This is a genomic window from Mesorhizobium sp. P2_E6, from assembly GCF_056403835.1.
The window spans coordinates 475,472-488,602 of record NZ_JBFUEQ010000001.1 but is presented as its reverse complement, the minus strand read 5'-3'; the positions used below and the strand labels follow the sequence as shown (position 1 = coordinate 488,602).

Sequence of the window (13,131 nt, the reverse complement as noted above, 5' to 3'; positions counted from 1 at the left end):
TTGGTCCAAATGCGACGTACGATTTACGCCACGGCATGTCGCATTCGGTCTTGCTTACCGCTTTCCCTTGCGGTMATTATTCTCCTCACAAGAAACAAGAAAAACGACCGCAGAGTCGAACCAACAGAGTGAGGAACTCAACATGTCAAACGAACTGGAATTCCTTAGCCGGCGAGTCGCTTCCGGCAAGTTGAGCCGTCGCGATTTTCTCGGTCGGGCGGCAGCACTCGGCGTCACCGCGACCTTCGCCAACTCGCTGCTTTCAGGTGCGGCGCGCGCTGCCGGCCCAATCAAGGGCGGCACGCTGAAGGCCGGCCTCGTCGGCGGCGAATCCACCAACAGCCTCGATCCGGCGCTGATGATGACGCAGGTGCCGTTCGCCTTCGGCAAGTGCTGGGGCGAAATGATCGTCGAGCTGTCGCCGGAAGGCAAGCTTGAGAACCGCATCGCCGAGGAGATCGGCTCCTCGGACGACGCCAAGGTGTGGACGTTGAAGATCCGCGACGGCGTCGAATTCCACAATGGCAAGACGGTGACCGCGGCAGACGTCGCCGCGACCCTCGAGCGCCATTCGGACGAAAAGTCGAAATCCGGCGCGCTCGGCTACATGAAGGGCATCGAGACCATCAAGGCAAACGGCAAGGAAGTGGTGCTGACGCTGAAGGAGGCCAACGCCGACCTGCCCTATCTGCTCAGCGACTATCACCTGATCGTGCAGCCGAACGGCGGCAAGGACAAGCCGGATGCCGGCATCTCGGCCGGCCCGTACGTGGTCAAGACCAACGAGCCCGGCGTACGCCATGGCGGCGAGCGCTTCGCCAATTACTGGCAGGGCGACAAGATGGGCCATGCCGACCAGATCGAAGTCATCGTCATCAACGATGCGACCGCCCGCACGGCGGCCCTGCAGGGCGGCCAGGTCAACATGATCAACCGCGTCGAGCCGAAGATCGTCGACCTGATCAAGCGCCTGCCGGGCGTCACCATCCGCAACCACGCGGGTCCTGGCCACTACGTGTTCATCATGCACTGCAACACGGCACCATTCGACAACAACGATCTGCGCATGGCACTCAAGCTGGCCATCGACCGCGAGGAAATGCTGGACAAGATCCTGCGCGGCTACGGCTCGCTCGGCAACGACTTCCCGATCAATTCGTCCTATCCGCTGTTCACGGAGATCGAGCAGCGCAAGTACGATCCCGACAAGGCCAAGTTCCACTACAAGAAGTCGGGTCACGACGGCACCGTGCTGCTGAGGACCTCGGACGTCGCCTTCCCGGGCGCTGTCGATGCCTCGCAGCTGTTCCAGCAGAGCGCGGCCAAGGCCGGCATCAAGATCGAGCTCAAGCGCGAGCCCGGCGACGGCTACTGGAACGAGGTCTGGAACAAGCAGCCCTTCTGCGCCTCCTACTGGGGCGGCCGCTCGACGCAGGACCAGATGTACTCGACCGCCTATCTGTCGACCGCCGACTGGAACGACACGCGTTTCAAGCGTCCGGACTTCGACAAGATGGTGCTGGCGGCGCGCGCCGAACTCGACGAGACCAAGCGCAAGCAGATGTACCATGACATGGCTGTCCTGGTGCGCGACGAGGGCGGCCTGATCCTGCCGATGTTCAACCAGTTCATCGATGCGACCGGCGCCAAGGTCGATGGCTGGGTCGATGATCCGCATCAGGAATTGATGAACGGCTACGCCCTGGCGAAGTGCTGGCTCCAGGCCTGAGCCCGGCTTTGCGGATATGTCTTCACCCATCCTGAAGCTAATTGCCCAGCGCGTTGCGCTGGGCATCGTCCTGTTGTTGGCCGTTTCGGTCCTGATCTTCGCCGGCACCCAGATCCTGCCCGGCGACGTCGCGCAAGCCATTCTCGGGCAATCGGCAACACCGGAGTCGCTCGCCAATTTGCGCGAGCAGCTCGGCCTCAACGATCCGGCCTATATCAGGTATTTCCGCTGGCTCGGCGGCGTGCTCACCGGCGATCTTGGCACAGCCATGACGAGCGGCCAGGACATCGCGACGTCGATCAAGGACCGGCTGTGGAACACGCTGTTTCTCGCCTTCTGGGCGGCGATCGTCGCCGTGCCGCTGGCGATTATCCTCGGGCTGATCGCGGTGCGCTACCGCAATGGCTGGGTCGACAAGCTGATCTCCGGACTGGCGCTGGCCTCGACCTCGTTTCCCGAATTCTTCATCGGCTATGTGCTGGTCTATTTCTTTGCCGTGAAATGGCAGATCTTCCCCGGCATTTCGACCGTCTATGACGGCATGCCGTTCGGCGAGCGCATGCAGGCGATCGCCTTGCCGGCGACAGCGCTGACGCTGGTGGTGCTGGCCCACATGATGCGCATGACGCGCGCGGCGATCCTCAACGTCATGCAGTCGGCCTATGTCGAGACGGCCGAACTGAAAGGCCTGTCGGCATTCAACGTCATCCGCAGGCACGCCTTCCCCAACGCGATCGCGCCTATCATCAACGTCGTGATGCTCAACCTCGCCTATCTCATCGTCGGCGTCGTCGTGGTCGAGGTGATCTTCGTCTACCCGGGCATGGGGCAGTATCTCGTCGACCACGTCACCAAGCGCGATGTGCCGGTGGTGCAAGCGGTCGGCCTGATCTTCGCCGCCGTCTACATCAGCCTGAACATCATTGCGGACATAGGGGCTATCGTCGCCAATCCGCGCCTCAGACATCCAAAATAGGGGGCGGATATGCTCGATATCAAACGCATCCCCATCCCCGCGCTGATCGGCATCGTGCTGACGTCACTGTTCGTGCTGGCGGCGCTCTTCGCACCCTGGATCGCGCCGCACGGCAATGGCGAGATCGTCGGCGACGTCTGGGAACCGATGTCGGCAACGCATTGGCTCGGCACCGACAATCTCGGTCGTGATCTCCTGTCGCGCATGATCTACGGCGCTCGCATCACGCTGTTCATCGCCGTGCTTGCCACCGCCCTGTCGTTCTCGCTCGGCGCCATCCTCGGTTTCTCGGCGGCGGTGTTCGGCGGCTGGTTCGACACGCTTTTGTCGCGCCTCGTCGATCTCCTGATGTCGATCCCGACGCTGATCATGGCCCTCGTCGTGCTCTCCGTGCTGCCGACCAACCTGGTGACGCTGATCCTGGTGATGGGCGTTCTGGACTCGACCCGCGTCTATCGCCTGTCACGGGCCGTCGCCGTCGACATCAACGTCATGGACTACGTCGAGGCGGCGAAGCTGCGCGGCGAAGGCAGCGCCTGGATCATTTTCCGCGAGATCCTGCCCAACGCGCTGTCGCCGCTGGTTTCGGAACTCGGCCTGCGTTTCATCTATGCCGTGCTGTTCCTGTCGACGCTGTCGTTCCTCGGCCTTGGCGTCCAGCCGCCGGATGCGGACTGGGGCGGCATGGTCAAGGAAAACAAGGACGGCATCGTCTTCGGCATCGCAGCCGCGCTCATCCCGGCGGCGGCAATCGCCATGCTGGCGATTTCCGTCAACCTGGTTGCGGACTGGGTGCTCAACCGGACGACCAGCCTGAAGGGAGGACGCGGGTGATGGCTGACAGCAAAGCGAACTCTGGCCTCCTGCTCGACATCCGCAATCTGCGCATCGAAGCCACTGTCTTCCCGCCAGGCGAGCCGCCGAAGAACATCGTGCTGGTGCACGACGTCTCGCTGACTCTGCAAAAGGGCAAGGTGCTTGGCCTGATCGGCGAATCCGGCGCCGGCAAGTCGACCATCGGCCTCTCGTCCATGGGCTATGGCCGCGGTGGCGTGCGCATCACCGGCGGCGAGGTGATCCTCAACGGCCGCGACATCCTCAAGGGCGGCAAGGACGGCTTCCGCAAGCTTCGCGGCCGTGAGGTCTGCTACGTCGCGCAATCGGCGGCCGCCGCCTTCAACCCGGCGCACAAGCTGATGGACCAGGTGGTGGAAGCCACCCTGCTGCACGGTACGGCGACACGCGCCGAGGCGGAGAAGCGCGCCGTTGCGCTGTTCAAGAAGCTCAGCCTGCCCAACCCCGAAACCATCGGCGAGCGCTTTCCGCACCAGGTCTCGGGCGGCCAGCTGCAGCGCGTGATGACGGCGATGGCGCTCTGCTCCGAGCCGGACCTGATCGTCTTCGACGAACCGACCACGGCGCTCGACGTGACGACGCAGATCGACGTGCTGGCTGCGATCAAGGACGCCATCCGCGACACGCATGTGGCGGCGCTCTACATCACCCACGACCTTGCCGTCGTCGCTCAGGTCTCGGACGAGATCATGGTGCTGCGCCATGGCCGGCTGGTCGAATGGGGTGGCACGCGCCAGATCATCAAGGAGCCTCGCCAGGAGTACACCAACGCGCTGGTGTCGGTGCATGAGATCGAGCACGCCGAGCAGAAGCCCGGCACGACGCCGTTCCTGTCGGTGAAGAACGTCACCGCCGCCTATGGCCGCAGCCATATCAAGGTGCTGAAGAACGTCTCGGTCGACATCTATCCGGGCCAGACGCTGGCCGTGGTCGGCGAATCCGGCTCCGGCAAGTCGACGCTGGCGCGCGCCATCACCGGGCTTTTGCCGCCGGAAGAAGGAACCGTCACCTTCGATGGGCGCCCGCTGGCAAACCGGCTGGCCGACCGGCCGAAGGAGGATCTGCGTCAGTTGCAGATGATCTACCAGATGGCCGACGTGGCGATGAACCCGCGCCAGACCGTCGGCACCATTATCGGCCGGCCGCTGGAATTCTATTTCGGCATACGCGGCCGCGAGCGCGACAAACGCGTCGCCGAACTGCTCGACAAGATCGAGATGGGCAAGGGCTTTTCCGATCGCTACCCGGCCGAGCTTTCCGGCGGCCAGAAGCAGCGCGTCTGCATCGCCCGTTCGCTCGCCGCCAAGCCGAAGCTGATCATCTGCGACGAGGTGACATCGGCGCTCGACCCGCTGGTTGCGCATGGCATCCTGAAGCTGCTGCTCGAGCTGCAGAAGGAGGAGAACGTCGCCTATCTGTTCATCACCCATGACCTCGCCACGGTGAAGTCGATCGCCGATTCGATCGCGGTGATGTATCGCGGCGAAGTGGTGCGCTATGGCCCGAAGAGCAAGGTGTTGAGCCCGCCCTTCGACGACTATACCGACCTTCTCCTGTCGTCGGTGCCAGAGATGGAGATCGGCTGGCTGGAAAAGGCGATCAAGGGACGGCGCATGGCGAGCGCGGGAAACTAGGGCAATTCCGGGAAAAGTGTGCGCCGTTTCCCGTCCGGAACTGCGTCAGAGCAGGGATAGACCCGACCCGCTGGTCCAGGCACGCCTGCCGTCATCCGCATGCAACACTAGATTGCCACACGTCCCTTTGGACGGGCGCCGCCCGTGTGACGTTGTTTTAGAAAAGGGGGTAGGACATGAACACTGAACTCGACCATCTCGCTGAACTCGCCGGACAGGGCCGGATATCGCGTCGCGACTTCCTCGGCCGTACCGCGGCACTTGGCGTCTCGGCGGCACTGGCCACGACGTTGGCCGGCAAGGCCTTCGCCCAGACGCCGGTCAAGGGCGGCATCATCAAGGCCGGACTGCAAGGCGGCGAATCGACCAACAGCCTCGACCCGGCGCTGAACCTCAGCCAGGTCACCTACAATTTCGGCAAGCAGTGGGGCGAATTCCTCGTGCGCCTGACACCCGAAGGCGGCGTCCAGAACCTGATCGCCGAGGAGATCGGTGCTTCCGATGACGCCAAGACCTGGACCATCAAGGTGCGCGACGGCATCGAATTCCACAACGGCAAAACCGTAACCGCCGAGGATGTCGCGGCCACGCTTGAGCGCCACGCCGACGAAAAATCGAAATCGGGCGCGCTCGGCGTGCTGAAGAACATCAAAGCCATCAAGCCGAGCGGCAAGGAAGTGATCGTCACGCTCGGCGACGCCGATGCCGACTTCCCCTATCTGATGGCCGACTACCACCTTGTCATCCAGCCGAATGGCGGCAAGGACAATCCCAACGCCGGCATCAGCGCCGGGCCTTACAAGGTCACCGTCAACCAGCCCGGCGTGCGCCATGGCGGCGAGCGCTTCGCCAATTACTGGCAGGGCGACAAGCTGGGCCATGCCGACCAGATCGAGATCGTCGTCATCAACGACGCGACCGCGCGGCTGGCTGCCTTGCAAGGTGGACAGGTGCAGCTGATCAACCGCGTCGAGCCGAAAGTGGTCGATCTGGTCAAGCGCATCCCCGGCGTCACCATCGAGAACGTGTCGGGCCGAGGCTACTATCCGTTCAACATGTTCTGCGACACCGCGCCCTTCGACAACAGCGACCTGAGGATGGCGCTGAAGCTGGCCATGGACCGCGATGAATTGCTGGAGAAGATCCTGCGCGGCTATGGCTCGGTCGGTAACGACTTCCCGATCAACGAAGCCTATCCGCTGTTTTCGAGCGATATCGAACAGCGTAAGTTCGACCCGGAAAAGGCTGCGGCAGCCTACAAGAAGTCCGGCCACAGCGGCTCGATCCTGCTGCGCACCTCCGACGTCGCCTTCCCAGGCGCCGTCGATGCGGCCCAGCTCTACCAGCAGTCCTGCGCCAAGGCCGGCATCAAGATCGAGATCAAGCGAGAGCCCGGCGACGGCTACTGGTCGGAGGTCTGGAACAAGCAGCCCTTCTCGCTCTCCTATTGGGGTGGGCGGCCGACGCAGGACCAGATGTATTCCACCGGTTATGTCTCGACCGCCGACTGGAACGACACGCGTTTCAAGCGGCCGGAATTTGACAAGATGCTGTTCACCGCCCGCGCCGAACTCGACCAGGCCAAGCGCAAGGCGATCTACCACGACATGGCGGTGCTGATGCGCGACGAAGGCGGGCTGATCGTGCCGTTCTTCAACCAGTTCATCGACGCTGCCGCCACCAACAAGATCGCCGGCTACGTCAAGAACCCGAACGGCGAGATGATGGACGGTTATGCCCTTGGCGCGTGCTGGCTGACCGCCTAGCCTATCCTTGGTTCATAAACGGAACGCCGTGTGCCCAGCGGTGCACGGCGTTCTGATTTCAACTGGTCAATCGCAGGGAGCCGCCCGTGGCGCTCAAGACAAAACTTTTGCTGATCATCCTCGATGGCGTCCCCTACAGGAACTGGCGCCGGCTGATGGGCAATCTCGAGGGCTGGGTGCAATCGGGCGAGGCAAGCGTCTGGAAGATGCGCTCGGTGCTGCCGTCGACCTCCGCCTGCTGCTACGCCTCGATCCACACCGGGGTTTCGCCGCAGGTGCATGGCATCCTGTCCAACGAGAACCGGTTCCGCGTCGAACAACCCGACATCTTCTCCGAAGTCAGCAAGGCTGGTGGCAAGACGGGTGCGGTGACCCATTCCTATTGGTCGGAATTCTTCCGCGCCCATCCCTTCGACCTGGTCGAGGACATGGAATTCGACGAGCCGGGTGGACCGATCACGCATGGGCGGTTCCACACCATGACCGGCTACAATCTTCGCAACCAGATGACGCCGAGCGACGTCGATTTGTTCGCGACGCTGACCATGCTGACCAGGCGCCACGGCATCGATTACGGCATCCTGCACACCTGTACGCTGGACTCGATGGGCCACCGCTTCGGCCATGACTGTCACGAGATGGATCATGCCGTCTATGCGATGGACGGCATGCTGGCCGCCTTCCTGCCGCGCTGGATCGAGGCTGGCTACGAGGTCATGGTCACCGCCGACCACGGCCAGACCGATCGCGGCCACCATGGCGGCCATGACGACGAGATGCAGGATTTCGCGCTGTATTATTTCGGGCCCGGCAAGGGTCCGCAGGCCGAGACGCTGCTCGACCAGCTGCAACTGGCGCCGACCATCTTGAGCCGCCTCGGGGTGCCGGTGCCGGCGACAATGAAGGCCAAGTCTTTCCTGGACTGAAGGGGTGCCGGCGACGCACGCCAACATTGAAAATAAATAGCGAACGCCGACGCCGCCCCTCATCCGCCTGCCGACACCTTCTCCGGTACAGGAACGTGGAGAAGGGATGGTCTGGCAACCGCCCGACTCTTCGGTTAGCCTCCGCGAATTCCTTGGCGGAGGATGAACCTTTTTGGACCGATCAGCGACAGAGCAGACAGGAGCCAGGCGGCTCGACCGGCCATGACGGCAGCGACGGAGACCGATCGCGCTCTTGTCGACCGGGTCGCGAAGGGCGACCGTGCCGCCGTGCGGCTCCTGTTCATGCGTCACCACGCGCGGGTCTACCGCTTCGTGGCGCGCCAGACGGGATCGGAAATGATGGCAGACGACATCGCGAACGAGGTGTTCCTCGAACTGTGGCGGCAGGCGCCAGCCTTCGAGGGGCGCTCCGAAGTCTCGACATGGCTGCTCGGCATCGCCCGGTTCAAGGCGCTGTCTTCGCTGCGCAAGAAAAAGGAAGACTGGATCGACGACGAGGCTGCCGCCGCGGTGCCCGACAGCGCCGACACGCCGGAAGTCGTCACCATGAAGGAAGACAAGGCTGCCGCCCTGCGACGCTTCGTCGACGCGTTGCCGGAAGAGCACCGCACGGTGATCGATCTTGCCTATTATCATGGGCAGTCGGTGGGCGAGATCGGCGAGGTGCTCGGCATTCCGGTCGCGACCGTCAAGACCCGAATGTTCTACGCCCGCAAGAAACTCGGCGAGGCCCTGAAGGCCGCCGGTTACGACAGGGGGTGGCCATGAGCGCCGCTGAAAAGATGTCGCGCCGCGACGAAATGGAAACGCTGCTGCCGTTCTATCTGAACGGCTCGCTGGAAGGCTCGGACCTGGAAGCCGTCGAGGAATGGCTGGCCAGCGATCCCGCGGCGCTGGCCGCCCTTGGCGAGGCCGAAGCCGAATTCTCCGGCACCACCGCCGCCAACGAAGCGATCCGCCCGCCGGCCGATGCGCTGAGCCGCTTCGCCAAAGCGCTCGACGCCGAGGCCGGACCTGCACGCGCGTCCGCGGGCGCGTCCTGGCTGGCGCAGGCATGGGGCCGCTTCATGGCGGTGCCGGTCGGTGTCGCCTGGGCGGCGGCCGCGGTTCTGCTGGCGCTGATCATCGTGCAGTCGTTTGTTCAGCCCGGCGGCAAGGGTAAGGATTTCGAGATTGCCGGGGCGGAAGGCGATCTGGCGAAAATGCCGTTCGCCCTGGTCAAGTTCAAGCCGGATGCAAGGATGTCCGATATTTCGGGCTTTCTGGGCAATAACGGGCTGAAGATCATCGGCGGACCGACCGCCGATGGCGTGTTCCGGCTTGGTATTCCCGCCGCCAACGCCGCCGACTACACCAAGCAGCTCGGCCTTATTGCCGCCCAGCCTTTCACCGAGACTGTGATCGAGGGAAGGAAACCGGTTGATGGCGGCTGAGGCGGCGGTCATTCGATTTGCGGCAATCCTGGCGGCGGCGATGACAATCGCCGCCGTGCCTGCGTCGGCGCAGACCAACGCCACCAACCCCGATCCGACGAAAATCGACTGCAGCGACGCGAGCAATGCGGCAAGCGCCGACTGCGCCAAGGATGGCAGCGACACAAAGAACGGATCGGGCGCGGCGCAGCCCGGCGCTGTTTTCCTGCCAGCCCTGATCGTCGACCTGTTCCCCAATCCGGTTGCCCCCCCGGCACTGCCGCCGACACCACGGTCGGATCCGGCGACGCCGCCTGCCGACAGCCAGGCCGGCCCGCCGCCTGGCGGCCCGATCGTCTCGCCGACCGATCTCATCGCCGTTCTGCCGCCGCGCGCGGTGGCCGGCGATTTCGTGCCGGACGAGGTGCTGGTGACAGTCGACGGCGATGCCGGCGCGGTGCAGCAGATCGCCGCGTCCTACGGCCTCCAGGTGCGCTCGCAGCGCCAGTCGCTGCTGCTTGGCACCACGCTGGTGCGGTTCGGCATTCCCGACGGCCGCCCCGTCGGCGTCGTGCTGGCGCAATTGGCCGCCGACGGCCGCACCCAGCGACGCGAACCCAACCATGTCTATTCGCTGCAGCAGGCCGCCAACATCGTCAATTATGCCTTCGAGCGCATCGCGCTCGATTCCAAACAGGCCAGCGGCGAAAACGTCCGCATCGCGGTGATCGACACCGGTATCGACGACAGCAATCCGGCGCTCTCAGGCGTAATCGCCGGGCAGTTCGACGCCATGCCCGACGTGCCGATCGAAAAGCGCGATCACGGCACTTCGGTCGACGGTCTGATCGCTGGCGTCGGCGCGCTGGAGGGCATGGCGCCCGGCGCCAGGATCTATCACGCCCGCGCCTTCGAGGGCGGCAAGTCGACCATGGACGTCATCCTGTCGGCCCTCGACTGGGCGGCGAGCCAGGACGTACGCATCATCAACATGAGCTTCGTCGGACCGAAGAACGACCTGCTCGGAGTCGCCTGCCGCAATGCGCGGGCGCTCGGCATCGTGCTGGTCGCCGCCGCCGGCAACAACGGGCCGAAGGCGCCCTATGGCTACCCGGCGGCATTCGACGGCGTCATCGCGGTGACCGCCACCGACGCCAAGGATGGGCTGATGCCGCAGGCCAATCGCGGAGCCTATGTCTTCATCTCGGCGCCTGGCGTCGAGATGGTGGCGCCGAGCGGCGCCGGCTCGGACGTGGTCACCGGCACCTCGTTCGCGGCAGCGATCGTGACCGGCGCCATTGCCAATCTCATCCATGCCGCGCCCGACCGCTCGGCCGACGGCATCGAGAAGGCGCTGGCGGCAACGGCCAGGGATCTCGGCCCCAAGGGGCGCGACAATGATTTCGGCTACGGCCTGCTCGACATCAAGGCCGCCGAGGCGGCGAAGGAGTAGTCCGCGACGGCTCAAGTCGCGGTTTGGGACGCGCCAGAAAATAGAATGCGGCGATGTGCGTGATCATCAGCAGCGGAACATAGATGACCGGGATCGCGTAGGTGGCGCCCAATTCCCCCGCGCGAGCGGGAAGGTCGATCTGGACGGCATGGTAATAGTCGATGATGAGGTCAACTATCCCGACGAGATTGAAGGCGACGACGAACGCCCAGAACAGCTGAGGTATCCTCACCGTGAGCAGCGACAGCATGGCCAGCACCCCGGTTGCGAAGTCGCCATAGGCGGCGAACACGGCGAAGCTGGCCGGCAGATCGGGGCTGACGACGCCCGGGACGAGGAAGACGAGCCCGAAGAAGCGGAAGCTGTGCAAGGTAGCAATAGCGCGTTGCGCCGCGACCCTGTCCATCGATCTCAGCCACGGCAGACCGTAGGCACGGAGGCAAAGCAGCCACGCGACATAGCCCAGAACGAGATGGGTTTGGAACAGGACTTCTGTAGACATTTGACCTCCTCAACGGTTGGTTCACACAACCTCGAACACCGCGGTCAGGACGCCGAGCCGCCCTTCCATGAGATTTCGTCCCAGGTTGGCCGCAAGCTCCGCGAAGTCCTGCCCCATCACCACGCCGAGATTTGGCGAAGGCGGCGGTCCCGAAACGCGGAGCTGTGCGAACCAGGCCTTGGCGACCTCGGTGTCGTCTTGCCATGCCAATATGCGGAAGCCGGCTGGTTCGATCGCTTCGCGCGTCGCACTGATTGTCAGGAGAAAGCTCGTCGCCGGCGTTCGCGCCCAGGGGAGCGGATAGCGTGGCTCGCCGACGCCCGACACGACGTCGAAGGTGGCAAACCTGCCGCCTGGCTTCAGCACGCGCCTAATCCCGCGATAGAGCTGCGCCCGGTCGGAGATGTTCATCGCCACATGCTGCAGCAGCACGATGTCGAAACGGCCATCATCGAATGGGAGCTCCCGTGCACTGGCGGTCTGGAACGACAGCTGCCCGCTCTGTCCCGTGCGGTCGGTCAGATAACGCGCGGCATCCACGAAAGGCTCGCTGATATCCACGCCAGTGACCCGGCAACCATAGGTCGCGGCCAGGAAGCGCGCCGGCCCGCCGATGCCCGAACCGACGTCCAGCACTGACATGCCGGCGGCGATCCCCGCCAATTGGGCAAGCTCGGCGGTGGCGGCAAGCCCACGGGTATGAAATTGGTCAAGGGCGCCCAATTGCTGGGGCGTGAGAAGTTGATCATCCGGGCCAAGGGCAGCCAGTACCGTCTTCAGCCGCTCAGTCAGGCCGGTCGCGCGATAGTGGTCGCGCACTCCATCAAGTTCATCGGTCATTGCAAGATGTCTCCAGGCTTCACCTCCTACCTAAGCCCGCTTCCATAATTCGACTATCCGCTGTAATCACAACAACCCATGAAGCAGAACTACACAGTCCGACACGGTGCGCTGGAGGGCGTCGAGGCGTTCCTGGCTGTCGCCAGGCACCGCAACTTCCGCCGTGCCGCCGCGGATCTCGGCGTGACGCCGTCCGCCGTGAGCCAGGCGGTGCGCGCGCTGGAAGCGCGTATGGGCACGGCGCTGTTCGTCCGCACGACGCGCAGCGTCGGCTTGACCGAGCCTGGCCAACGGTTCCTCGACCGTGCCGGCCCTGCCTTCGAGGAACTCGTCGCTGCCGGCGAGGCGGTGCGCGACGCCAGCCAGCGGCCGACCGGGCTGCTGCGCCTGTCCGTGCCCCGCGCCGTCGTGCCATTGATCCTGGAGCCGATGATCGCATCGTTCTGCCGAGCCTATCCCGAGATCGAGCTGGAGATCGCCGCGAGCGACGAGATGGTCGATCTCGCGACCGGCGGGTTCGATGCCGGTATCCGCCTTGGCCAGTTCATCGCGGCTGACATGGTGGCGGTGCGGCTCACGCCGCCGTTCGCGTTCGTGGTCGTCGGCAGCCCTGACTATCTCGAGCGCCACGGCCGCCCCGAGCGTGTCGACGACTTGCGCCACCACGCCTGCTTGCGCTTGCGCCGTTCGAACGGCGCGATCGCGCCCTGGTCCTTCGTCGACGGCAACGAGGCGATCGAGGCGATGGTCTCAGGCCCGTTGATCGCACACGACTATCCGACGCTGCTTGGTGCCGCCATGCAGGGCGTCGGGCTGGCGCAGACGCCTCGACCCGTTGCCGAAGGTCCGATCGCCGAAGGAAAACTCACGTCGGTTCTGGACGGCGTTGCAGGTTCGACGCCGGGCGTCTTCCTCTATCATCCCGGCAAGCGCCAGGTCTTGCCGAAGCTGCGCGCCTTCATCGACCACCTCAAATCCCCAGCCTGAGACGCCGGCGAACCGTCGTTGGGAGTTGTC

General features: G+C 64.3%; 12 protein-coding genes. 10 read left to right on the top strand and 2 right to left on the bottom strand.

Going from position 1 to position 13,131, the window contains the following annotated elements; translation table 11 throughout:
- Positions 1–142 precede the first annotated feature (142 nt).
- The 9 genes from AC1D08_RS02365 (at position 143) to AC1D08_RS02325 (ending at position 10,772) form a co-directional block, all read left to right on the top strand.
- Positions 143–1,729, top strand: coding sequence for an ABC transporter substrate-binding protein (locus AC1D08_RS02365; RefSeq protein WP_477225142.1), 1,587 nt, complete (start codon positions 143–145; stop codon positions 1,727–1,729).
- 16 nt (positions 1,730–1,745) lie between these two features.
- Positions 1,746–2,705 (top strand): ABC transporter permease, encoded by a 960-nt coding sequence (locus AC1D08_RS02360; RefSeq protein WP_477225141.1) that lies wholly within the window; start codon positions 1,746–1,748, stop codon positions 2,703–2,705.
- Between the two features lie 9 nt (positions 2,706–2,714).
- Positions 2,715–3,539 (top strand): ABC transporter permease, encoded by an 825-nt coding sequence (locus AC1D08_RS02355; RefSeq protein ID WP_095083047.1) that lies wholly within the window; start codon positions 2,715–2,717, stop codon positions 3,537–3,539.
- Complete coding sequence (locus tag AC1D08_RS02350; RefSeq protein ID WP_095083048.1) at positions 3,539–5,194, top strand: ABC transporter ATP-binding protein; 1,656 nt, start codon at positions 3,539–3,541, stop codon at positions 5,192–5,194. Before AC1D08_RS02355 ends, AC1D08_RS02350 begins: the two co-directional genes overlap by 1 nt.
- A gap of 176 nt (positions 5,195–5,370) precedes the next feature.
- Positions 5,371–6,960, top strand: coding sequence for an ABC transporter substrate-binding protein (locus AC1D08_RS02345; protein ID WP_457151936.1), 1,590 nt, complete (start codon positions 5,371–5,373; stop codon positions 6,958–6,960).
- Positions 6,961–7,046: 86 nt separating this feature from the next.
- Positions 7,047–7,886 carry an alkaline phosphatase family protein gene (locus AC1D08_RS02340; protein WP_457151935.1) on the top strand — a complete coding sequence of 280 codons (840 nt, stop codon included), beginning with the start codon at positions 7,047–7,049 and terminating at the stop codon, positions 7,884–7,886.
- A gap of 222 nt (positions 7,887–8,108) precedes the next feature.
- A complete protein-coding gene (locus AC1D08_RS02335) occupies positions 8,109–8,675 on the top strand; it encodes a sigma-70 family RNA polymerase sigma factor (protein ID WP_457151934.1) in 567 nt (188 codons plus the stop codon).
- Positions 8,672–9,340 carry an anti-sigma factor gene (locus tag AC1D08_RS02330; RefSeq protein ID WP_457151933.1) on the top strand — a complete coding sequence of 223 codons (669 nt, stop codon included), beginning with the start codon at positions 8,672–8,674 and terminating at the stop codon, positions 9,338–9,340. Before AC1D08_RS02335 ends, AC1D08_RS02330 begins: the two co-directional genes overlap by 4 nt.
- Complete coding sequence (locus tag AC1D08_RS02325) at positions 9,330–10,772, top strand: S8 family serine peptidase (protein ID WP_457151932.1); 1,443 nt, start codon at positions 9,330–9,332, stop codon at positions 10,770–10,772. The genes AC1D08_RS02330 and AC1D08_RS02325 overlap by 11 nt, the downstream gene beginning before the upstream one ends.
- On the opposite strand, the gene AC1D08_RS02320 is transcribed toward AC1D08_RS02325, so the two are convergent.
- Both AC1D08_RS02320 and AC1D08_RS02315 read right to left on the bottom strand, forming a co-directional pair.
- Positions 10,744–11,274, bottom strand: coding sequence for a hypothetical protein (locus tag AC1D08_RS02320; protein ID WP_457151931.1), 531 nt, complete (start codon positions 11,272–11,274; stop codon positions 10,744–10,746). The genes AC1D08_RS02325 and AC1D08_RS02320 overlap by 29 nt on opposite strands.
- Positions 11,275–11,295: 21 nt before the next feature.
- A complete protein-coding gene (locus AC1D08_RS02315) occupies positions 11,296–12,114 on the bottom strand; it encodes a class I SAM-dependent methyltransferase (protein ID WP_457151930.1) in 819 nt (272 codons plus the stop codon).
- 78 nt (positions 12,115–12,192) lie between these two features.
- Here AC1D08_RS02315 and AC1D08_RS02310 point away from each other — a divergent pair, with 78 nt between their 5' ends.
- Positions 12,193–13,101 (top strand): LysR family transcriptional regulator, encoded by a 909-nt coding sequence (locus AC1D08_RS02310; RefSeq protein WP_457151929.1) that lies wholly within the window; start codon positions 12,193–12,195, stop codon positions 13,099–13,101.
- Positions 13,102–13,131 lie beyond the last annotated feature (30 nt).